The 20994-nt window shown below is 65.6% G+C and carries 21 protein-coding genes; 15 read left to right on the top strand and 6 right to left on the bottom strand.

Going from position 1 to position 20994, the window contains the following annotated elements:
• Window positions 1-86 precede the first annotated feature (86 nt).
• The 6 genes from AC4AMJ_RS25070 (at window position 87) to pknB (ending at window position 8366) form a co-directional block, all read left to right on the top strand.
• Window positions 87-557, top strand: coding sequence for an FHA domain-containing protein FhaB/FipA (locus AC4AMJ_RS25070; protein ID WP_489898487.1), 471 nt, complete (start codon window positions 87-89; stop codon window positions 555-557).
• Complete coding sequence (locus AC4AMJ_RS25065) at window positions 554-2023, top strand: PP2C family protein-serine/threonine phosphatase (protein ID WP_489898488.1); 1470 nt, start codon at window positions 554-556, stop codon at window positions 2021-2023. The genes AC4AMJ_RS25070 and AC4AMJ_RS25065 overlap by 4 nt, the downstream gene beginning before the upstream one ends.
• Window positions 2024-3451 carry an FtsW/RodA/SpoVE family cell cycle protein gene (locus AC4AMJ_RS25060; RefSeq protein ID WP_489898489.1) on the top strand — a complete coding sequence of 476 codons (1428 nt, stop codon included), beginning with the start codon at window positions 2024-2026 and terminating at the stop codon, window positions 3449-3451. It abuts the gene before it with no gap.
• Window positions 3448-4953 carry a peptidoglycan D,D-transpeptidase FtsI family protein gene (locus AC4AMJ_RS25055; RefSeq protein ID WP_489915419.1) on the top strand — a complete coding sequence of 502 codons (1506 nt, stop codon included), beginning with the start codon at window positions 3448-3450 and terminating at the stop codon, window positions 4951-4953. Before AC4AMJ_RS25060 ends, AC4AMJ_RS25055 begins: the two co-directional genes overlap by 4 nt.
• Complete coding sequence (locus AC4AMJ_RS25050; RefSeq protein WP_489898491.1) at window positions 4953-6341, top strand: serine/threonine-protein kinase; 1389 nt, start codon at window positions 4953-4955, stop codon at window positions 6339-6341. Before AC4AMJ_RS25055 ends, AC4AMJ_RS25050 begins: the two co-directional genes overlap by 1 nt.
• A gap of 105 nt (window positions 6342-6446) precedes the next feature.
• Window positions 6447-8366, top strand: a complete 1920-nt coding sequence (gene pknB, locus AC4AMJ_RS25045; RefSeq protein ID WP_489915417.1) for a Stk1 family PASTA domain-containing Ser/Thr kinase — start codon at window positions 6447-6449, stop codon at window positions 8364-8366.
• Between the two features lie 154 nt (window positions 8367-8520).
• On the opposite strand, the gene AC4AMJ_RS25040 is transcribed toward pknB, so the two are convergent.
• Window positions 8521-9198: an aminodeoxychorismate/anthranilate synthase component II gene (locus AC4AMJ_RS25040; protein ID WP_489898493.1), complete on the bottom strand. Its 678-nt coding sequence runs from the start codon at window positions 9196-9198 to the stop codon at window positions 8521-8523.
• Between the two features lie 211 nt (window positions 9199-9409).
• Here AC4AMJ_RS25040 and crgA point away from each other — a divergent pair, with 211 nt between their 5' ends.
• Together crgA and AC4AMJ_RS25030 are read left to right on the top strand one after the other, a co-directional pair.
• On the top strand, window positions 9410-9700 hold the full coding sequence (gene crgA / locus AC4AMJ_RS25035; RefSeq protein ID WP_489898494.1) for a cell division protein CrgA: 291 nt from the start codon (window positions 9410-9412) through the stop codon (window positions 9698-9700).
• A gap of 112 nt (window positions 9701-9812) precedes the next feature.
• Window positions 9813-10316: a PH domain-containing protein gene (locus AC4AMJ_RS25030; RefSeq protein WP_489915415.1), complete on the top strand. Its 504-nt coding sequence runs from the start codon at window positions 9813-9815 to the stop codon at window positions 10314-10316.
• Between the two features lie 31 nt (window positions 10317-10347).
• On the opposite strand, the gene AC4AMJ_RS25025 is transcribed toward AC4AMJ_RS25030, so the two are convergent.
• On the bottom strand, window positions 10348-11292 hold the full coding sequence (locus AC4AMJ_RS25025; RefSeq protein ID WP_489900696.1) for a rhomboid family intramembrane serine protease: 945 nt from the start codon (window positions 11290-11292) through the stop codon (window positions 10348-10350).
• Entirely contained in the window at window positions 11289-11819 is a 531-nt protein-coding gene (locus AC4AMJ_RS25020; RefSeq protein WP_489898497.1) for a peptidylprolyl isomerase, read from the bottom strand. The genes AC4AMJ_RS25025 and AC4AMJ_RS25020 overlap by 4 nt, the downstream gene beginning before the upstream one ends.
• Window positions 11820-11943: 124 nt before the next feature.
• Between AC4AMJ_RS25020 and AC4AMJ_RS25015 the strand changes: the two genes are divergently transcribed.
• The 3 genes from AC4AMJ_RS25015 to AC4AMJ_RS25005 all read left to right on the top strand — a co-directional run bounded on the left by AC4AMJ_RS25015 (window position 11944) and on the right by AC4AMJ_RS25005 (window position 13890).
• Entirely contained in the window at window positions 11944-12117 is a 174-nt protein-coding gene (locus tag AC4AMJ_RS25015) for a hypothetical protein (RefSeq protein WP_489898498.1), read from the top strand.
• Window positions 12118-12801: 684 nt separating this feature from the next.
• Complete coding sequence (locus tag AC4AMJ_RS25010; protein WP_489898499.1) at window positions 12802-13299, top strand: DUF4190 domain-containing protein; 498 nt, start codon at window positions 12802-12804, stop codon at window positions 13297-13299.
• A 24-nt stretch (window positions 13300-13323) separates the two neighbouring features.
• Window positions 13324-13890 carry a hypothetical protein gene (locus AC4AMJ_RS25005; protein ID WP_489915413.1) on the top strand — a complete coding sequence of 189 codons (567 nt, stop codon included), beginning with the start codon at window positions 13324-13326 and terminating at the stop codon, window positions 13888-13890.
• A gap of 559 nt (window positions 13891-14449) precedes the next feature.
• Here AC4AMJ_RS25005 and AC4AMJ_RS25000 read toward each other — a convergent pair.
• The 3 genes from AC4AMJ_RS25000 to AC4AMJ_RS24990 all read right to left on the bottom strand — a co-directional run bounded on the left by AC4AMJ_RS25000 (window position 14450) and on the right by AC4AMJ_RS24990 (window position 17521).
• Window positions 14450-15166, bottom strand: a complete 717-nt coding sequence (locus tag AC4AMJ_RS25000; RefSeq protein ID WP_489918509.1) for a hypothetical protein — start codon at window positions 15164-15166, stop codon at window positions 14450-14452.
• Window positions 15167-15270: 104 nt separating this feature from the next.
• The gene (locus AC4AMJ_RS24995) at window positions 15271-16497 is read right to left on the bottom strand and encodes a hypothetical protein (protein ID WP_489915411.1); all 1227 of its coding nucleotides are present in this window, start codon (window positions 16495-16497) and stop codon (window positions 15271-15273) included.
• A 157-nt stretch (window positions 16498-16654) separates the two neighbouring features.
• The gene (locus tag AC4AMJ_RS24990) at window positions 16655-17521 is read right to left on the bottom strand and encodes a DUF8176 domain-containing protein (protein WP_489915409.1); all 867 of its coding nucleotides are present in this window, start codon (window positions 17519-17521) and stop codon (window positions 16655-16657) included.
• A 145-nt stretch (window positions 17522-17666) separates the two neighbouring features.
• On the opposite strand from AC4AMJ_RS24990, the gene AC4AMJ_RS24985 reads away from it, so the two are divergent.
• The 4 genes from AC4AMJ_RS24985 to AC4AMJ_RS24970 all read left to right on the top strand — a co-directional run bounded on the left by AC4AMJ_RS24985 (window position 17667) and on the right by AC4AMJ_RS24970 (window position 20976).
• Window positions 17667-17798, top strand: coding sequence for a hypothetical protein (locus AC4AMJ_RS24985; protein WP_489898503.1), 132 nt, complete (start codon window positions 17667-17669; stop codon window positions 17796-17798).
• Window positions 17799-17903: 105 nt separating this feature from the next.
• Window positions 17904-18506 (top strand): hypothetical protein, encoded by a 603-nt coding sequence (locus AC4AMJ_RS24980; RefSeq protein WP_489898504.1) that lies wholly within the window; start codon window positions 17904-17906, stop codon window positions 18504-18506.
• Window positions 18507-19114: 608 nt separating this feature from the next.
• Window positions 19115-19846: a glycosyltransferase family 2 protein gene (locus tag AC4AMJ_RS24975; protein WP_489915407.1), complete on the top strand. Its 732-nt coding sequence runs from the start codon at window positions 19115-19117 to the stop codon at window positions 19844-19846.
• Window positions 19843-20976, top strand: coding sequence for an HNH endonuclease (locus tag AC4AMJ_RS24970; RefSeq protein WP_489915405.1), 1134 nt, complete (start codon window positions 19843-19845; stop codon window positions 20974-20976). Before AC4AMJ_RS24975 ends, AC4AMJ_RS24970 begins: the two co-directional genes overlap by 4 nt.
• The last annotated feature ends 18 nt before the right edge of the window (window positions 20977-20994 follow it).

Raw genomic sequence — 20994 nt, 5'->3', positions numbered from 1 at the left:
TAAGATGCAGTCGGGTCCGTTTCTACGACCGGCGCCCGGGGTGGAACGAGCGGGCCAGAGGTGATGGCGCTGGAGGTGAACACTTAATGCAGGGCTTGGTGCTGCAGCTGACCCGTTTCGGGTTCCTGCTGCTGCTCTGGCTGTTCGTGTATGCGGTCATTCGCACCCTGCGCGCCGACATCGCCACCGCCGGCGGCAGTCGTCTGGCGCGCTACACACGCAGCGACAAGCGCGAACGCTCGGGCGCACGCACGTCCGCCCGAGGGTCGGCCCGCTACCTGGTGGTCACCCAAGGCGCGCTCGCGAACACGCGCATAACGCTGGGCGCCCAGCCGGTGCTGCTGGGCCGGGCCGACGACTCGACGCTGGTCCTCACCGACGACTACGCCTCCGAACGGCACGCACGGCTCTCGCGCCGCGGCGACGACTGGTACGTCGAGGACCTCGGGTCCACCAACGGCACCTATCTCGATCGGTCCAAGGTGACGACGGCGGTGAAGGTCCCGATCAGCACGCCGATCCGTATCGGCAAGACCGTGATCGAGTTGCGCCCGTGACCCTGGTACTGCGCTATATCGCGCGAAGCGACCGAGGTCTCGTGCGGTCGAACAACGAGGATTCCGTGTATGCCGGTGCCCGGCTGCTCGCGCTCGCCGACGGAATGGGCGGACACGCGGCCGGTGAGGTCGCCAGCCAACTGGTGATCCAGGCGCTGCGGACCCTCGACGACGACGAACCCGGCGGCGACTTGTTGGCCCAACTGGACCGCGCCACCCATAACGGCAACTCGGCGATCGCCGACCAGGTCCATCACTCGCCCGAGCTCGACGGCATGGGCACCACACTGACCGCCATCCTCTTCGCCGGCAACCGGATCGGGTTGTGTCACATCGGCGATTCCCGCGGCTACCTGTACCGCGACGGTCAGCTGACACAGATCACCCGCGACGACACCTTCGTGCAGACCCTCGTCGACGAGGGACGCATCACCGCCGAACAGGCGCATACCCATCCGCAGCGTTCGCTGATCATGCGGGCGCTGACCGGTCAGGAGGTCGAGCCGACCCTCACCATCCGGGAGGCCCGCGCCGGCGACCGCTACATGCTGTGCAGCGACGGCCTGTCCGACGTGGTCAGCGAAGAGACCCTGGCCGACACCCTCGGCTCGATCCCGGACCACAAGGAGTGCGCGGATCGGCTCATCGAACTCGCGCTCCGTGGCGGCGGCCCCGACAACGTGACCGTCATCGTCGCCGATGTGGTCGACGACGAGTACGGCGATTCGCGACCCATCGTCGGCGGCGCCGCCGGTCACGACGACGAGGGATACACCCCCGACCCCGCGACCGCTGCCGGTCGTGCAGCGGCCCTGCGCCCACCGCCCTCGCAGCCGCAGCGGCCCGCCATCATCAACGACGACCACGACGAGCCACCGCGCCGACCATGGCGACGCTGGGTGTTCGCCGGAGTCACCGTCGCCATCATCGCCATCCTCATCGCCGGGTTCTTCGTGACCCGGGCGATGGTGCGCAACAGCTACTTCGTCGGTGAGGTCGACGGCGACGTGGTGGTCTACCAGGGCTCCCCCGACAAGGTGCTGTTCATCGACCTCAGCTCGGCCAATGAGAGCGTGTGCGTCACCGGGCTCGACCAGGAACGTCCGCAGGTCGCGTTCGTCGAGTACAACACCTCCGACACCTGCACCCCGCTGCAGACCTCTGATCTGGCCGAACTCGACCGCAACGCCGTCGTCAACAACTCGATCCGGAACATGCCCCTCGCCGACGCCCAGGACCGGGTCGAGCAGCTCAATTTCCTTCCGCTGTGCCCGAATCCGGTGCCGCCACCGGCGCCGGCCCCCACACCCGCGCCGGCCCCTGCACCGGCGCCCACCCCGACATCCGCGCGTCCCGCGCCGGCCAGTGCGCCGCCGGCGAGCTCGGCGACCAGCTCGACCACGACGTCACCTCAGGCACCGCCGCAGTACGACAGCGACGGCAACAAGATCTGTCGGGGCCACTAGATGACTCAATCGTCCGCACCCGTCCACGCCCCGCCGCGCCAGCCACCCGAGCAGACCGGGCGCACCGCCGAAATGGTGCTGCTCGCGTTCGCGATCGGCCTGGTGACGGTTGCGCTGATCATCGTGCAGGCCGCACAGGAGCAGAACCTGACCTGGGCCCTGCTGAAGTACGTGCTGGCCTACATCGCGCTGTTCGGCGCCGCCCATTTCGTGGTCCGTCGCTACGCCCCACACGCCGATCCCCTGCTGTTGCCGATCGTCGCGGTCCTCAACGGGCTCGGACTGGTGCTGATCCATCGCCTCGACCTCGGCACGGGCCCCACCGGCGAGTCCATCAACGACAGCGACGTCACCCACAACGCCGATCAGCAGTTGCTGTGGGCGGTGCTGGGCATCATCGTGTTCTCCGCGATCCTGATCCTGGTCCGCGATCACCGCACCCTGTCGCGGTACGCGTACACGATGGGCCTCGGCGGCCTTCTGCTGCTGATCATCCCGGCGATCCTGCCGTCGTCGATGTCGGAGATCAACGGATCGAAGAACTGGATCATCACGCCGTTCTTCTCGATCCAGCCCAGCGAGTTCGCCAAGATCCTCATCATCATCTTCACCGCGGCATTCCTGGTGTCCAAGCGTGATCTGTTCACCACCGCGGGCAAGCACTTCCTGGGGATGGATTTCCCCCGCGCCCGCGACCTGGGTCCGCTGCTGGCGGCATGGTTCGTCTCGATCGCAGTGCTCGCCTACTCCTCCGACCTGGGCAGCTCGCTGCTGATCTTCTCGACGATGCTCACGATGGTCTACGTCGCCACCGGTCGGTCGAGCTGGCTGGTGCTCGGCATAACCCTGTTCATCATCGGCGCGTTCGTCGCCTACCAGCTGTTCGCCCACCTGCAGGTGCGGGTCGAGATCTGGCGGGATCCGTTCAGCGACTTCGACGGCGCCGGGTATCAGATCGGGCAGAGCCTGTTCGGCCTGGCGACGGGTGGTCTGTTCGGCACCGGTCTGGGATCGGGTCGACCCAACATCGTCCCGTTCGCCAACACCGACTTCATCATCGCGACGATCGGTGAGGAGTTGGGGCTCGTCGGTCTCGGGGCGATCCTGATGCTGTATCTGATCTTCGTGATGCGCGGCCTGCGCACCGGCGTCGCTGTGCGCGACAGTTTCGGCAAGCTGCTGGCGACCGGACTGTCGTTCACCATCGCGGTCCAGGTGTTCGTGGTGGTCGGCGGGGTCACCAAACTGATCCCGCTGACCGGCCTGACCACACCGTTCCTGTCCTACGGTGGATCCTCGCTGCTCGCGAACTACATCCTGGTGGCGCTGCTGATCCGGATCTCGAACGCCGCACGCGAACCCGACCCGACCCGGCGGCAACCACCGAAGAGCATCGACTCGCTGCCCACCCAGGCGGTGCGCCGATGAACAAGCAGATCCAGCGGGTGTCGGTCGCGGTGATCGTGATGGTCATCGCGCTGCTCGCCAATGCCACCTACGTGCAGGTTTTCAAGGCCAACGCGTTGCGGTCCGATCCGCGCAACAACCGGGTGCTGCTCGACGAGTACGCGCGCCAACGGGGTTCGATCACCGCCGACCGCGGTTCGGTGATCGCGGTGTCGGTGCCCACCGACAGTCGGCTGAAGTTCCTGCGCACCTATCCCCCGAACGGTGCTCAGGCATTCGCACCGGTCACCGGGTACTACTCGTTCCAGTACGGCAGCGCCGGACTCGAGCTGTACGAGAACTCGATCCTGAACGGCAACGACGACCGCCTGTTCGGTCAGCGGTTCATGGACATGTTCTCCGGCCGGGATCCGCGCGGCGGCAACGTGGTCAGCACCATCGTGCCGCGCGTGCAGCGCGCCGCCTATGACGGTCTGCGCAACGGATGCCAGGGCGGGTGCCGCGGCGCGGTGGTCGCGTTGCAGCCGAACACCGGCAAGATCCTCGCGATGGCGTCGACGCCGAGTTACGACCCGAACAAGTTGGCCAGTCACGATCAGGATGTGCGCGAACGCAGTTGGGCCGCCTGGAATCAGCCGGGCGACATCAACATGCCGATGCTCAACCGTGCGATCAACCAGCTCTACCCACCCGGATCGACGTTCAAGGTGATCACCACCGCGTCGGCGCTGCGGGACGGGCTGACCCCCGACGTCCGGCTGACCGCCGCGCCATCGATCGTCCTGCCCGACACCAACACGTCGCTCAGCAACTACGGCGGCGAGACATGCCCGGGATCGTCCGGCGGCACCGTGTCGCTCCTGCAGGCGTTCAAGTACTCCTGCAACACGGCATTCGTCGATCTGACGACCTCGAAGATGAAGGACCCGATCACCGTGTTCAGTGAGACCGCGCAGCGCTTCGGCCTCGACGAGAAGCAACCCGACACCCCGCTGCCGGTGACGCAATCGACGATCGGTGAGATCCCCGATCTCGCCGCGCTCGGCCAGGCCTCCATCGGGCAGCGGGACGTGCGGGTGACGCCGATGCAGATGGCGATGGTCGCCGCCACCGTCGCCAACGGCGGCGTCCGGATGCAGCCCTATCTGGTGGACAAGTTGCAGGCCGCGGACCTGCGTACCCTGCAGACGACCCAACCGACCACCATCAACGAACCGATCAGCTCGGATCAGGCCGCCACCCTGACATCGCTGATGATGGAGTCCGAGCGAAGCACGCAGGGTGCGGGCGGGGCGTTGTCGATCGCGTCGAAGACCGGTACCGCCGAGCACTCGGCGACCTCCGACGTCGAATCAGAGACCCCGTACTCCTGGTACATCGCGTTCGGACCATCGTCGAACGCGCAGATCGCGGTCGCCGTGGTGGTGGAGAACGGCGACCCGGGACCGGCCTCGACGGGCGGCGCGGTCTCGGCGCCGATCGGACGGGCCGTGATCAACGCGCTGGTGGGAGGTGCAAGCTGATGACATTGCAGAGCGGCACCACGATCGCCGATCGCTACCGACTGATGCGTCTCATCGCCACCGGTGGCATGGGCCAGGTGTGGGAAGGCCTCGACACCCGTCTCAATCGACGGGTGGCGGTCAAGGTTCTCAAGGCCGAATACACCCACGACCCCGAGTTCACCGCCCGGTTCCGCGCCGAGGCGCAGACGACCGCTAAGCTCAACGACCCCGGCATCGCCAACGTCTTCGATTACGGCGAGACGCCGGACCGCGGTGGCGGTGAGCCATTGGCCTATCTGGTGATGGAGCTCGTCGACGGCGAGCCGCTGAACTCGGTCATCTCACGCATGGGTCGGCTGTCGTTGACCAACACGCTCGACATGCTCGAACAGACCGGGCGGGCCCTGCAGGCCGCGCACACCAAGGGGTTGGTGCACCGCGACGTGAAGCCGGGCAACATCCTGATCACGCCGACCGGCCAGGTGAAGATCACCGACTTCGGCATCGCCAAGGCCGTCGACTCGGCGCCGGTCACCCAGACCGGCATGGTGATGGGCACCGCCCAGTACATCTCGCCCGAGCAGGCCACCGGCGACGAGGCGACCGCCGCGTCCGACGTCTATTCGCTCGGCGTGGTCGGCTACGAATCACTCACCGGTCGTCGGCCGTTCCTCGGCGACGGTGCGATCACGGTCGCGATGAAGCACATCCGGGAGACACCTCCGCCGTTGCCGACCAGCGTGCCGGCCAACGTGCGCGAGCTCATCGACATCACGCTCGCGAAGGACCCGAAACAGCGCTACACCAACGGCGGCGAGTTCGCCGACGCCGTCGCCGCGGTACGAGCGGGCCACCGCCCGCCACGCCCCGGGCTGATCGCGGGTGCCGCAGCTGCGGGTGCGGCCGGTGCGGCGGCCGCGGCGATGCGCCCGACGGCGACGCGCGCCATGACCGGGCCGGCTCCCGGGACGCAGCCGTCGACCGCGCGCACGACGAGCAGGCCCCCGAGTCGCCCGGTGCCGCCGGCCGACGACAACAGCTGGACCACCGGTCAGAAGGTACTCGCCGGCGTGGCCGGCGCATTGCTGCTCGCCGCGCTCATCCTGATCGGCTACTGGCTGCTGAACCTGAACTCGTCGTCGCCGGGGGTGCCCGCGACGTCGTCGACGACAACGATCACCGAGACGACCACCGCCGAGCCCGAGGTCACCACCGAGGAGCAGGCCCCGGAGCCGACGAAGACGAAGAAGAAGGACACCACGACCACCACCACCACGACCGAAGAGCCGACCACGACCACGGAGGAACCCACCACCGAGACGCCCGACACCACCGATCCGGGTGCCCCGACCGCCGACAATCCCGTCTTCCCGACGTTCACCATTCCCGGGCTGACGGGCGGATGAGTTGGCCGATAATGGATGGGGTGTCGGTACGGATGGCGGCCAGGGCAGGCACACCGGCCGGTCGTCGAGACGACCGGATCAGCGAAAGATGGTGAGGCCAAGGTGATGTCGACGCCGCACCACTTGTCCGACCGTTACGAGCTCGGAGAGACGCTCGGATTCGGCGGGATGTCGGAGGTGCATTTCGCACGCGATCTCCGGCTGCATCGCGACGTCGCGATCAAGGTGCTGCGCGCCGACCTCGCCCGCGACCCCACGTTCTATCTGCGCTTCCGTCGCGAGGCACAGAATGCGGCCAAGCTGAATCACCCGACGATCGTGCAGGTCTTCGACACCGGAGAGTCCGAGACCGACGACGGTCCGTTGCCGTTCATCGTGATGGAGTACGTCGACGGCGACACTCTGCGTGACGTGCTGCGCGCAAACGGCCCCGTGTCACCTCGGCAGGCCATGACCTGGATGGCCGACGTCGCTGCGGCGATGGACTTCTCGCACCGCAACGGCATCGTGCATCGCGACATGAAACCGGCGAACGTCATGATCGACAAGTCCGGCGCCGTGAAGGTGATGGATTTCGGGATCGCGCGTGCCATGAGCGACACGACGTCGACGATGACGCAGACGTCGGCGGTGATGGGCACAGCTCAATACCTCTCGCCGGAGCAGGCGCGCGGCATCAAGGTCGATCCGCGCAGCGACATCTACTCGATGGGCTGCGTGCTGTTCGAGCTGATGACCGGCGAACCGCCGTTCACCGGTGACTCCCCGGTCGCCGTGGCCCACCAGCACGTCCACGAGGACCCGGCATGGCCGTCGTCGATCCGCCCGGAGATCCCGCGCGAGCTGGATTCGGTGGTGCTCAAGGCGATGAGCAAGAACCCGGCCAATCGCTACCAGTCGGCGAACGATCTGCGTTCGGACCTGATCAAGGTGCTCGCCGGCGGAAAGCCGTCGGCTCCGATGCTGTTGTCGGATGAGGATCGGACCGAGTTCATCGACGCGGCGCCCCGCCGGTCGCTGCTCACCGATTCCGGTCCGCGGCGCCCGGTCACCTCACATCGCCGCGACGACGATGGTGATGACGCGCAGCCGCGCCGACGTCGGTACCGCGGTCTGCTGCTGGGCGCGATCGCGGCGATCGTCGTCGTGGTGGCCGGACTATTCCTCTGGTCGCCGTGGAGTTCGGACTCGGCGCAGCAGGTACCGGTGCCGACAGTGGTGGGACTGCCGTCCACGCAGGCTCACGACAGTTTGGAGAAGGCCGGCTTCAAGGTGAAGGAACTCGAGGAACCCAGCCTGGACGTTCCCGCCGGTTCGGCAACCCGGTCCGCACCGGCGGAGAACGTGCTGGCGACCGAGGGTGCGGAGATCACCCTCTACATCTCCAGCGGGCCGCAACGCCACCAGATGCCGGATCTGCGGGGCAAGACACCCGACGAGGCCACCGAGGAGTTGCGGGTTCTCGGCTTCTCCAATGTGAAGACCGACCGGGTCGACTCGAGCGGGGAACTCAAGGACAAAGTGGTCAACACGACCCCGCCGACCGGCGCGGAAGCACCGGTCAACGGCGCGGTGGTGGTGCATGTCGGCAACGGGCCCAAGGAGATCACCGTCCCCGACGTCACCGGACAGTCCGAGGACGCCGCGCGTACGGTGCTCGAGCAGGTGGGTCTGAAGGTGGTCAGTGTCGCCGGCGATTCCGAACTGCCGGCCGGTCAGGTCGTGAGCAGCTCGCCCGCCGCCGGAGCCACGGTGGAGCAGGGCGCGACGGTGCAGATCGTGGTGTCGCGAGGCAACATGTTCGTGATGCCGAATCTGCGGGGCCGCACACCGGCACAGGCCCGGGCGGCGCTGACGGCCGCGGGGTGGGAGGACAGCACCCTGACGCGCTCCAACCGCAACGTCCCGATCACCAGCTCCGACAACGGCAAGGTGATCGATCAGGATCCGGCGGCCGGGACCCGGATCCGCAAGGACGGCTCGGTGTCGATCGTGATCGGCCAGGCCAGCCTGCTGCCCGGCTGACGCGGCCCGACCAAGCCCCTGATCCGCCGCGGCACCGGATCAACAACCCGACCCCGGTCACCGGCCCGTGGGCAACCAGCAACCAACCCAACCCCTACCCCGGTCCCTGAGGAACGAGGCGCCAGCCGAGTGTCACGAAGAGCCGACGATCAGCTCAGCCGATCGCCGCGGCCATCTCGGTCTCGAGAACCTCCACCCGGGACTCGGGGATGTCGATGCCGCACACGGCCAACCAGTTGGCGAGCATGCGATGGCCACCCTGGGTCAGGACGCTCTCCGGATGGAACTGCACGCCGTGAATCGGCAGCTCGCGGTGGGCCATCGCCATCACGATGCCCGACTCGGTGCGGCCGGTCACCATGAGTTCGTCGGGGATGGTCTCGGGAAGCACCGTCAGTGAGTGATAGCGGGTGGCGGTGAACGGGTTGGGCAGTCCGGCGAGCACTCCGACACCGTCGTGGATGACCTGCGACGTCTTGCCGTGTAGCAACTCGGGGGCCCGATCGACGGTACCGCCGAACGCCGCACCGATCGCTTGATGGCCCAGGCATACGCCGAGCAGCGGCAGACCGGTGTCCCGCGCGACTCCGACCATGGGGATGGTGGCTCCGGCGCGCTGGGGGGTTCCGGGACCCGGGCTCAGCAGCACACCGTCGAAGCCCTCGGCGGCGGCGGTCGGGTCGGCCAGTTGCGGATCGTCGTTGCGCCACACGACGGCCTCGACTCCGAGCTGGCCGAGGTACTGGACCAGGTTGTAGACGAAGCTGTCGTAATTGTCGATGACGAGGATGCGGCCGGACCCGGATTCCTCGTGCGCAGACGGCTGGATCACCCAGTCAGGCTACCTTGGCCGCAGGTGGCCGGGTCGAGCGGTTTTCGTTCAGCGCCTGAGCAGAGGATGCGACATTGCCGGGACGGCGACCTGGTGAGATACCGTGGACAGATAGTACCTGCGAGCGACGGACCGTCGTGTACACGAGTGTGGACCGGTACCGTCGCGCCTGACCGACAGCCCGAGGCTGTTCAGCACTACAGAGGAAGTCATGCCGAAGTCAAAAGTCCGGAAGAAGACCGACTACACCATCAATCCGGCGAGCCGGACGCCGGTGAAGGTGAAGGCCGGGCCGTCGAGCAACATCTACGTCTGGATCATGCTCGGCCTGATGCTGCTCGGGCTTGCCTGGCTGATCGTGTTCTACCTGGTCGCGACGCCGTCGGCGTTGGGTGCCGAGGGCAAGCCATTGCACTGGATGTACGCCCTCGGTCCGTGGAACTTCTTGATCGGGTTCGCCCTGATGGTTGCCGGCTTGTTGATGACCATGAGGTGGCGCTGACGTCGGCGGCCTGTCTCCGACCAGGCCGAACACCCTCGACTCACATGTGTGTAATTCATCCACACTGTGGAAATCACATGTGTGTAAGTCATCCCCATTGTGAGTAAGTCCTGTGGATAACTCTGCTGATCTGTCCACACTCGCGTGGTCGACGTCGCGCACGGCCGGTCTGGCACTCGGCGTCGGCGGTCTGATCCTGCTGGTCGGCGCAGCGGTGACCGCGTCGGACCGGGTAGGTCTGGTCCTCATGGGCGCCGCGGGTTTGCTGCTGTTGGGATTCTCCGGTTATGCCCTGACGGTTCGCCCACGTCTCGCCGTGACCGCTGTGGCCGGCCGGCCGGCGGTCGAGGTCCGCACGCTCGGCGGTACGCACACCTATCCGCGTGATCGGATCGAGCGGATCCGGCTGCTGGATTTCCGACGCATCGGGCGTCGCACGGGTCAGCTCGAGTTCGACTTCCTGCGTCCCGGCGCACCGACGACCCCGCCGGCGGACGGGTTACGCGAAGACACACGTCTGATGGTGTTCAGTCGCTGGGACCTCGGCACCGACCTCGACTCGGTCGCCGACGACCTGCGGCGCGCCGGGTTCGTCGTCGAGGATCAGCGCAGGTAGCGGTGGAGTCGGCGAGCGGCTGCGGTGCCGCTCAGCCGACGAGGACGTGGCTGTCCGCGGACAGTCCGACGCCGACGCCGATAGCCACCGCCAACACGATCAGCACACCGATCGAGATCCACCCCACCCGGGCGGCGGCGGACGCCGAACGGCGTTGCGGGGAGAGCACCCATTGCGGCCCGAAGATGATTCCTGCGGTCGCCGCGGCGCCGAACACGAGGCCGCCGAGATGCGCGAGCAGCGAGATGCCCGGGATGGTCACCGACAGCACGATGTTGAGCACGATGATCGAGATCACCGGGGCCGGGGAGACACGCGCCTTCAGGACGACGACGAGGACCGCTCCCATCAAGCCGTAGATCGCTCCGGAAGCACCGGCATTGATCGCCGTGCCGGAACCGAGGGCCATGACCGCCGCGCTGCCGCCGAGCAGTGCGGTGAAGTACACGCCCAGGTAGCGCGGGATACCGATGGCGATCTCGAGGTCGCGGCCGAGGATGTACAGCGAGATCATGTTGACCGCGATGTGGGTGACCGAGAAGTGCAGAAAACCGGCGGTGAACAGGCGCCAGTACTCGCCGTCGGCGACCCATGGCTTCACCAACGCCCAGTCGACGAACAACGGCGACCGGAGCATGTCGAAGCCACGGGCCTGCAGTGCACAGATCGCGAAGATCACGACGTTCACCGCGATCAGGCCGTAGGTGGCATAGGGGCGCGCGGCGACCATCGGTGTGGCCACCATCGGTCGGATCCCGCGGTCCCCGTAGGTCGGGGCGACAGTGGATCGCTGCACCCCGTCGTTGCTCAGGCAGGCCACACAGTGCTGCCCGACCGCGGCCGGACGCAGACACTCGGGACACGCGGGCCGGCCACACCGGCTACACGCCAGCCCGGTCGGTCTGTCGGGGTGCCGAAAGCACACCGCCGGCGGGCCGGCGGTGTACTGCGGACCGGGATGTTGCGGGCCGGTCAGCTGATTTCGATCTTCTCGATGATCACCTCGTCGAGCGGACGATCCGCCCGGTCGGTGGAGGTCGTGGCGATCGCATCGACGATCTGCTGCGACGCCGGGTCGCTGACCTCTCCGAAGATGGTGTGGCGACGGTTCAGATGCGGCGTCGGGCCGACGGTGATGAAGAACTGCGAACCGTTGGTGCCCGGGCCGGCGTTGGCCATCGCGAGCAGGTACGGGCGGTCGAACTGCAGTTCAGGGTGGAACTCGTCGGCGAACTGATAGCCGGGTCCGCCGCGGCCGGTGCCGGTCGGGTCGCCACCCTGGATCATGAAGCCCTCGATGACGCGGTGGAACACCGAGCCGTCGTAGAACGGGCCACTGTTGCCGCCGGAAGCGTTCGGCTGCTTGTACTCCTTGGAGCCGTCCGCGAGGCCGACGAAGTTGGCCACGGTCTTGGGGGCGTGGTTCGGGAAGAGTTCGACAACGATGTCGCCGCGATTGGTCTTGAGAGTCGCGGTCTGCTTCTGAGTAGTCACGCCTTCCATCCAACCACTTCTCCTGTGGTGGCGGATCGGCCCTCAGCGAACAACGCGGTGTTGTCAGGTGCTGTGCGCCACGTCCCACGCGCCCGGGGTGACAGTCCGCGACGGATGCTGGCACGCTGGTGGCATGTCGAACAAGTACGTGTGGGCCGCAGTCTCGGTCCTGGCCTCGCTGTTCGCGACGGCGATCACCGTGGCCGTCGTCCGGCGTTCCCGGCGCGAACCCCCGCCGATCTCCGCGACGGTCCCGCGGGTCGAGGAGCTCGCTCGCGCGGGTGACGACCCGGCATCCACCCAGTAGTTTGACCTCGCTTCTTGCCGCTTCGCGACCGTGCACACATCGGTAGCTGCGCGGACCATGCATCGACAACGGTAGTTTGGAACAGTGACCTCCGACGACACCTCACGTCCTCCCACCGATCCCGGTGGGTCCCGGGATGGGACCGGCGATGATGGTGGCGCGACGGCCGGCACTCCGGTGTCGGCCCCATGGGAGCGTCGTCCGACGGCTCCTGTGACCGCACCGGGTGCTCAGGCACCATCGTCTGGCTCCGGTCCCGCACGCCCGACCCCTCCTCCGCAGCCCCGGTCGGGTGGACGGCCGCCGCAACCGGGGGTGGCACCACCCGGTGGTCCCCCGCCCTCGCGCACGCAACCCCCGCCACGCGGACCCGGCGGCCCACCGCCGATGCCCACCGGTGGGCCGCCACCGGGTGGTGGCGTGCCCCCGTGGAACACCTCGGGACCCGGCGGCCACAACGCACCACCCCGTCGGGGCGGCCCTCCTCCCCCCGGTTACCGACCTCCTCCGGGACGCCGCCCACCGCCGCCGGGGGGCGCCCGCCCGCCGCAGCCCGGTGCACCGCACCAGTCCCCACAATCAGGTCCACCTCCGCAGGCCGGACCACCTCAGGCCGGCGGGCCGCGACCCGGCGGCTCTCCGCGCGGGCTCTCGCCCAGCGCAACCCCGACCCGTGTCACCGCGTTGCCCCAGGGTCCGGATGTCGCCGAGCCGACGACCCGGGTCCCCCACGAGCCCCGCTCGGACGCCGACACCACTGTCAACCGGCCCCCGCCGTTTCACGAGGAGGCCGACGGTCTCACGTCGGTCGACTCCTCGACGCCCACCCGCGACGGCGGCGAGTCGAGTCGCACGCTGGCCTACTCGAACACTAACCCCGACAAAGACGTTCCGGAGGAGCCCGTGCCCACGCGGACCCGCACCGAGGCCGCCCGGCCCTCCCGCACCGCTCGGTCGCGGGGCACGAACCGCATGGCGATCTGGGCCCTGGTGCTGTCCATCCTGGGTATCACCGCCCCCATCGGCCTTTTTCTCGGCTACCGCGCGCGCTCAGCCATCGCACGCACGCGCGAGCTCGGTGAACCCTTTGCGCGCGTGGCCATCTGGATCGGCTGGTTGTACATCGTGGTCTTCGTGCTCGCGTTGGTGACGTATTTCTGGATCGCTGGACAGGGTTCCTGAGCGCAGCCTGCTCGTGTCCTTCGAATGAATGACACTGCCCGATGCGGTTGCGGCAGTTCGAGTGTGGTTGGCTACGATGACACAGATCAGGCGTTCTGTGCCGACAACCGATCCGAAAGGCCCCGCGTGTTCCGACGTTTCGTGGTGTTGATCGCGGCTTCTGCTGCGGTGCTGTCTGTTTCACTTGACGGTGTGGGCGCGGCGCAGGCGCGACCGTATGAGGCGCCGCGGATAAGCCAGTACAGCGATGATATCTGGGCGGTCGGCGCACACAGCGGATGCCGAGGAGCGATTCACGTTGGGATCAAGGTCGATCCCAAACAACCTGGCAAGGCATTCATTACGTATACACCGCGATCGTTCACGGGGGACGGTCCCGGGTGGCGGCGTCATCCGGTGTGCAAGATCAACATGAGTGCCGTCGTTGACTTTCTGTCCGCAGCTCCGAGTTGGCGACGAATTGTCGCGGCCGGCCCGCACGGCGGACAGCCGGTCAGGCTGACGCTGCACCCGGGTTCCGGTTTACACAATCTTGCTTTCGGCGGCCTCGGGGTCAGCTTCGGGAATTCGGTCTACTTGATCGTGCCGTGAGATCGGTGGTGAACAAAGCCATCCGGCTGGCTTTTGAGCCAGTCACATGCTTGTGTCGAATTTGAGAGCACGGCTCACAGGCCCAGTCACATCTGGGTATCGAGGCGCCAGTTTAGCTACGGAACCAAGGCACCGATGTTAACCGGACCCGATCCAGTCGCAATATCCCGGACTACCGTTTGTCCGGCCTTGTGTCCGAACGTGGCTGGAATGTAGGTCTCCTTGTAGGGGCTCGCAGCGCTTGTACTGGCCTCGATGAGCAGTACCCGGCACTTCGGATTTCGCTTCCACCCGGGACCATTCCCGACAAACCCGTCGGACCGCAGCGTCAGCCGGATCACGCCTCGCTTCCCGGGTGCTGTTGCCAATCCGACATGCATGACGCCCCGGCAGAAGTCATGGTCACCGAAGGTTCCGAGGTTTTCGCTATATGGTCAGTCGCGGCAAGGGTTGGGCAGCAACGCTTCCAGCTCCCCGGAAGGGGCAAGGCCAAGCTCGCCGATGATTACCAGTGATAGACAGAACTTCTCCACTGACTCCCCCGAATGTTGCGATGGCTTTACGGCGAACGTTGACTTGATGTTGTTGAGTACAAGTCTCTTACCGCTGCCCATGTCTGTGACGAAAAGTGTTGCTGCGCTGCTTTGTCCAACGCAGTTCCCTCTCCGATCACCGGCTCGTACTCGAGACCGACGACACCGGCAACGCGGCCCGCTACCACATCGATGAGCATCTGCGTCAGAGCCTGGTGATTCAAAGTCGGCACCTGGCAACAAATGACCATCACCGTACGGCTGAGCACCCCTGCCGCCTCCCACTCGCTGAACACCTCGCGGGACCGATTGATCAGATCGGGACGCGGCCCAACGACCAGAACCGGTGTCACGCTGTTCAACTCGGGCGAACACAACTCCGGCAGCACAGTCAGCGGACGGGCGCCGGCATCGACCACCGGGACCGAACCAAAGCGCCAACTGTGCAGCACCACATCGGTGATGGAGGCATCGGGAGCCGGCAAGAGCCCTGTGCCGAGCTCGGTCCGCAGCAGCGCTTCGTCACCGGTCGCCCGCAGTCGCTGATGGAGGTCACCGTCGTTACCGGCAGCGTCGACCCACCACGACGTTCCGCCGAGCGTGGTGCCTGCGCGATATTCGGCCAGTAGCGCGGACACCACCGATGTGCCTACACCGCCGGCCGTACCGCAGACCACCACGCTGCGCTCGGCGGTGTCCGGCGGCGCAATCGCAACCCCTGGTCCCTGGGCGTCCTCGCTCATCGTCACTCTCGAACTCTGTCTCGGTCGGGTCGTATCACGACCTAGGCTGACTGTGGCCCAGACGTCCGGGCCACAGTCAGTGTAGGGCGACCCGATTCAACTCATCAGTGCGCCGGCGCGCTCTCCTGTGGCCATGCGACGTGAAGCCCCGGGATCGCACTCTGCGCCTGCGTGGAGCGTTGCTTGGTGCCCTGCCGTGCCGAGTTCTCTGCGCCGCGCGCACCTGCACCCAACAGTCCGTACGGCGCCATGGCCTGTTCCACCGACCAGTTCACGTGCATCCCGGCAACCGATGCGTGAACATCGCCGCGAGCGTTGACCACATAGTCGACCGCCGGCAGCCCGGCGTTTTGCGCATCCTCGGGCGAGAGCTTCAACTCGAACTGGTTGGCGCCGGGGTTGGGCAGGGGCCTGGCCTTGGGGGCCTTCGGATCCCGTTGCTTCCAGGGCTCGGCCGGATTCGCACCTGGGTCGCCGGCACCGAGCGCGTAAGCAAGAGCGCCGCCGGCCGTTCCGCCGATCGCGGCCCCCACGGTTGCACCGGCCGCGCCGACGCCGACAGCGCCGATGGCCGCTCCGGCTGCCAGGCCGATGCCTGCGCCGGCCGCAGCGCCGGCGGCGATTATGCCGCCTGCACTCGGAGCGATGAGATAGGGGAAGACGACCGCGTTGTAGATGCCTCCGGCAACAGCGCCGACTCCCGCACCGATCACCGCCCCACCAGCCGCCCCCACGACCGCCGCCGGAATCCCCAACGTCACCGCTCCGACGGTGCCACCCGTCAGAGCACCGATGATCGTCGACGCCGCCTGCCGCGACGCCTCATCGGCGGGCACGCCCACCGAGATCAGCCCTTGGGCGATCTTGGCCTCGCCGTACGCCGACCAGGCGTTAAGGGAGTTGACGTCCCTCTCGGACATGCCCTTCGGGATGTCGGTGATGAAATTGCCCACACGAATCTTCTCGGGCGGAGGCGCGATCGGGCGCACCGGCGCCGTCGGTTTCGGCACGGTCAGCGGCTGCTCGGGAACCGGGTCATAGGCGTCGTCGTAGGTCGGGGCCTCGTACGTGCTCGGCTCGACGTACGGCTGATACGGCGCTTCCTGCGGCGGCGCGGGCAGCGAACCGGGCCCGGGAACTGCCACGGGGGCCACTTCGGGTGTCGGGGTCGTGCCACCCTGCTCCGGCGCGGTCTGGCCGGGCGTCGTGCCACCCTGCTGTGGTGCCGTGTCGCTCGGACTGGTTCCGCCCTGTTCCGGCGCCGCCTGGGCAAGGCCGGCTCCCATTCCTGCCGCTATCGACGCTGCCAATGCCGCCGATGTGACCGTCATCAACAGCGGCGTGCGCCGCTGCCCCTCTCCGCCAACACGTTTCCGTGTCCCCCGCTGACTCATGATGTACTGCTCTCCCCTTCAGATGTGACCTCAGTGCAGGTCACGTGGACATGAAATCGTTGCTGCGTGCACGCAGCCGGTCTGTCGGCCGTGGCTACTCTTCGGAAGTGATCGCGGCGATCCAGAACTTGCCGCGCGATTCGATGGTCTTGATCTGCTGGCGGTACACGATCGTCTCCGCATCGGGCCCGGGCGGGATCTCGGTGAGTACCACCGAATAGGTTCCCTTCCCCAGGTCGGTGATCGAGAGGCAGTGTTCGGTGCCGGGGGCCCGCTGGTTGATGTACTGCTGCATAACCGACGCGGTGGCGACAGCATTGGGCGCCGCAACGGAACGCGCTGCGGCGGCGGAGCGCTCGACGTAATAGGCGTAATTGAAGGCGAGAATCGCGCCGGCGCCCGACTTCTGATCGCCCGGCCCGTGGCCCGTGGTGACTGCGCCATCGACCATCGCCGAGCAGGCGTCTGCCGGGGTCGGCGAGATGGTCGCCGACGTGGGTCCTGCAGCCTGGGTGGTGGTCTCCCGCGCAGAGTCGCCACCGCCGACTTGCGTCGCAGTGACCGCGGCCGCCACTGTCAACACAACGACCGCGACCGTGGCCCCGAGGATCGGTCTGCGATGGTCTTTCCACAAGCGCGGCGACCCGCTGCTGCGCTTCGGAGGGACGGCTCGTACGAGCATCTGCTCGAAGGGGTCGCCGGCACCCTCACGGGATGCGTCGGGTGGATGCGGGGCGTCCTCGGTCGGAGTGGGGATCCGCTCAGATACCTCCGGATCCGTAACGACGGGAATCGACGCGGTCGGAGTGGAGTCTCCCCATGACGGCTCCGGCGAATGGCTGCCGCGACTCGGGACCGCACCCACCAATCCGGCGGTCACGAGCGCCCGTGCCAGCTCGTTCGCGGGTGTCTGTTCGGAGGCAGGCCATGCGGGAACGTCGTCGAACCAGCCAGATGCCATGGTTCTCACCCCCCGACTCGCAGCACTCCCCTGTACTGCACCCCCGACAATGCTGGCAGCAGGTTATCGAAAACGCTTTACGGAAGCACATCGGGATCGCGGAGCTTCCCTGGTAGCACAGTCAGGTCTGGTCACATTCATCCCGATGGATGACAAGCCGCGGCGCGGCGGCGTCATCGCCGACGAGGTTTCTTCCACCCAGACGACGCGTGCCGATCCTGGCAAGGGACGACTGTGTGCAGACCTTGCCACCCCTCGCCGCGCGGAGCACGATTGATCACGGAGTGGCTGCGGCCACGGGCCGTCGCTTCACGACGGAGACCTGCGACGGGTCGGCCACCACCATTGATCTCACTGCGGGTGATCCGCAAGGAGGCACATAATGTTCATCCAACTCATTCAGGGAAAGGTTTCCGACCAGGACGGGCTCCGGCAATGCCTTGATCGCTGGGATCGGGATCTGAGGCCGGGTGCCACCGGCTACCTCGGAACCACCGCGGGAACGTGCGACGACGGCACCTTCGTCGCACTGGCCCGCTTCGAGTCCGAGGACGCGGCACGACGCAACAGTGAGCGCCCGGAGCAGGGTGCGTGGTGGTCGGAGACAGAGAAATGCTTCGACGGTGAAGTGACGTTCATGGATTGTCCGGACGTGACCGAGTGGATGGGCGGCGGCTCTGACGATGCCGGGTTCGTCCAGATCATGGAGGGCCACACACGCGACATCGGCCGCATGCGTGAAATGCTCGATCAAGCCGGCGACCGTTTGCACGAAGTCCGCCCCGAGATAATCGGCGGAACGTTGTGCAGCGGGAGCGGGGACGAATTCGTCGAGGCGGTCTACTTCACCTCCGAGTCGGAGGCTCGTGATCACGAGAAGCTGGATATTCCCGACGACCTGCGGTCTCTGTACGAGGAGGAAATGCGACTGATGGGCGACGACGTCGTCTACCTCGACCTGCATCGGCCTTTGCTCTACAGCTAGGAGATCGGTAGGCGATTCTGGAGGCGATCATCGGATCCGTGGCGACCCACTTCACTTGCGGTGAGGTGGGTCGTTCGCCGTGAGGTGGACCCGCTGGTACGGGTGGGTGGGGCATGTTTGGAATAGCCGCTGATCCGGGCCGGGCGAACGCGAACACGGCCCCTGGCACACGGACAATGCCGCCTTGGCACACGACAGGCCGACGGCTGCGGATTCGCAGTTGAAGGGTCAAATCCAGCCCGCCCTGGCCAGAACCACGGATCAGCCCAGAATCGCTTACGTCTAGCTAGCTAGGCTAGGCCTACGCATGGGGCCAAGCGAAACGGGAGAACGGTCGAGGATGCGAGCCTGCTACCCGGAAGACTGAGTGTCCGAGTGTCCGACTTCATACGCCTCGAAGGCCTCGCGACCCGCATCGCGGGGGTAGCTCAGGTTCGATCACCACCGTGGAGGTGACGATCAGTTGCCTACTGACGTGCGATAGCAGAGGCACACGAAGCCCCCGTCGTGGTGGGAGGCTTTATTGAACAGCGGTAAACACCGTGAGTCTTGTGAACTGGCATCCATTGCCGCCGGGCGTCGACACGCCTACCCGGTACCGTAAAGGAATGCACTCTGTTCTAGTAGTCCCTGCACGCAATGAAGCGGCAACTATTGGCGAAGTTCTCACTGATCTTGGAGCTGAACTCGCCAGGACCACGACAGCGCACATTGTGGTCGTTGACGACCACTCTGACGATGCCACTCCCTCTGCAGCACGTGCGGCCGGCGCAGAAGTCCTCTCCCTCTCACAAACACGAGGACTGGCCGCGGCATTTCGCGCTGGCATGAAGCGCGCGTTGCAACTCGCCCCTGACGTAATCGTTCACGCCGACGCGGACGGACAACACACTGCGTTGGCAGTGCGCCGCATACTTGAGACCTATGTTCGGTGTGGTGGACTCGTACTTGGCAATAGACTTCATCGTCAGCCCGAAGGCATGACTGACATCAAGTACTGGTGGAACCTCTACCTTAGCGAATTAATATCTCATCTCGCTGGATTCGAAATTTCCGACAGCCAAACCGGCCTCCGTGCATTCAGCCCGGAAATAGCCGCTCTTCAAATTGACTCCGACCATACCTACACTCAGGAACAAATACTTCTTGCAGCGTGGAACGATTACTTGATAACCGATGTGGAGATTCCTTACCCACCTCGGAAGGTCGGCGAAAGCCGCCTGATTACTTCGCCATTTTTGTATCTCGAACGCGTCGCACACGACTTGGACCGCCTATTCCGGAGTCGCGGAATCCAGTTAGATTCCACCTACGTACGACACTCTCTCTTGGAACGATGAGTCGCATTCCAGCTCGCGCACGGCGCGAAGCTCTCGAATCAACTCAAGGGTGCTGCGCCATATGTCATCGCGATATCGGATCTCGAAACACTCATGTTCATCACATTGTCTTCAGGTCTAAGGGCGGGCCCGATCATTCAGACAATCTCGTTCCGCTATGTGCGAGTTGTCACCAAAGCTTTCCTCATGGTTTATATGACTTTTCGGACGTGGCTATTATTCAGCAGGCTCGGGATCGAGCAATACGCATGAAAGCGCTAGACAGCAAAATTGCGGCGTCCAGTAACGCCGTACAAGCAACTCAGTTCCTACTCCATCAATCCGCACGAACCGATAGTATATTATCGGGTCACTATCTTTCAGTTCTTTTCCATCTTGAAAGAGTTTATACCGACCTCGGAGACGCCGCCGGCACATCAGATCTCCGGTTGGACATTGCGCGACTAATAACCGACTTTAGTGCTTATGCAGGTACTACCAGTACGATCGCCGATCAAGCTTCCCAGCTTCTTTACCTCGAATACCCTCGAATGGACCTTTCGGATTCGGATTCGACACGCTTTGGTGTGTCCCTCGTCAGATTCATACGACAGCATGGGACTCCCGCAGAAGAGGTAGCAGTCTTGGAGGACCTTCGGCCAGAGAATAACTTGGATGAACTCGAAGTTAAGTTCAGATTGTATTCGGCTCTCAACAAATCAGGTGACTATACAAGAGTTCGACAGCTCGCCACGTCGGATGGCGGCCACGACGGTAGCGCAGGTGCCACTATCGCAATCGCTAGCATATACGGAGCGATCGCAGAGGCCGCACTGCTTGAAGGCGATACTGACACGGGCCATGAAAATCTCAAACACCAGTTTCGTACGTCTCACTCAGTTCTTCACGCACGCGGGATGTACGTCGCTGCGGCGCGACTGTCGGACTCACTCCGACGACTAGGTGACTTAGAAGGTGCCTCGTTTTGGCTTCGGGTGGCTGGACATTTCAGCTGGTTGGTGCAAACCTTTCCGCGAGGCAAAGAGTTCGACCTCACATTCTTGCGATCCGAGATACTTGTGCATTCAGGAGGGAGTTTGCCGGGAACGAAGCATGACCGAAAAATGCTGGCCGAAGCGCTAGGGCGCTAGCAGCACCCATCAATCTGG

The organism is Gordonia sp. LMA484, from assembly GCF_058129505.1.
Note: the sequence above shows the minus strand (reverse complement) of the source record. Positions and strands in the feature narration are given on the sequence as shown.

Excerpts from the sequence above, each read along its gene's own strand:
- AC4AMJ_RS25070 (WP_489898487.1), top strand. The coding sequence starts at position 87 with ATGCAGGGCTTGGTGCTGCAGCTGACCCGTTTCGGGTTCCTGCTGCTG.
- AC4AMJ_RS25060 (WP_489898489.1), top strand. The coding sequence starts at position 2,024 with ATGACTCAATCGTCCGCACCCGTCCACGCCCCGCCGCGCCAGCCACCC.
- AC4AMJ_RS25055 (WP_489915419.1), top strand. The coding sequence starts at position 3,448 with ATGAACAAGCAGATCCAGCGGGTGTCGGTCGCGGTGATCGTGATGGTC.
- AC4AMJ_RS25050 (WP_489898491.1), top strand. The coding sequence starts at position 4,953 with ATGACATTGCAGAGCGGCACCACGATCGCCGATCGCTACCGACTGATG.
- pknB (WP_489915417.1), top strand. The coding sequence starts at position 6,447 with ATGTCGACGCCGCACCACTTGTCCGACCGTTACGAGCTCGGAGAGACG.
- crgA (WP_489898494.1), top strand. The coding sequence starts at position 9,410 with ATGCCGAAGTCAAAAGTCCGGAAGAAGACCGACTACACCATCAATCCG.
- AC4AMJ_RS25020 (WP_489898497.1), bottom strand. The coding sequence starts at position 11,819 with ATGGAAGGCGTGACTACTCAGAAGCAGACCGCGACTCTCAAGACCAAT.
- AC4AMJ_RS25015 (WP_489898498.1), top strand. The coding sequence starts at position 11,944 with ATGTCGAACAAGTACGTGTGGGCCGCAGTCTCGGTCCTGGCCTCGCTG.
- AC4AMJ_RS25005 (WP_489915413.1), top strand. The coding sequence starts at position 13,324 with ATGAATGACACTGCCCGATGCGGTTGCGGCAGTTCGAGTGTGGTTGGC.
- AC4AMJ_RS25000 (WP_489918509.1), bottom strand. The coding sequence starts at position 15,166 with ATGAGCGAGGACGCCCAGGGACCAGGGGTTGCGATTGCGCCGCCGGAC.
- AC4AMJ_RS24995 (WP_489915411.1), bottom strand. The coding sequence starts at position 16,497 with ATGACGGTCACATCGGCGGCATTGGCAGCGTCGATAGCGGCAGGAATG.
- AC4AMJ_RS24990 (WP_489915409.1), bottom strand. The coding sequence starts at position 17,521 with ATGGCATCTGGCTGGTTCGACGACGTTCCCGCATGGCCTGCCTCCGAA.
- AC4AMJ_RS24985 (WP_489898503.1), top strand. The coding sequence starts at position 17,667 with ATGGATGACAAGCCGCGGCGCGGCGGCGTCATCGCCGACGAGGTTTCT.
- AC4AMJ_RS24980 (WP_489898504.1), top strand. The coding sequence starts at position 17,904 with ATGTTCATCCAACTCATTCAGGGAAAGGTTTCCGACCAGGACGGGCTC.
- AC4AMJ_RS24975 (WP_489915407.1), top strand. The coding sequence starts at position 19,115 with ATGCACTCTGTTCTAGTAGTCCCTGCACGCAATGAAGCGGCAACTATT.
- AC4AMJ_RS24970 (WP_489915405.1), top strand. The coding sequence starts at position 19,843 with ATGAGTCGCATTCCAGCTCGCGCACGGCGCGAAGCTCTCGAATCAACT.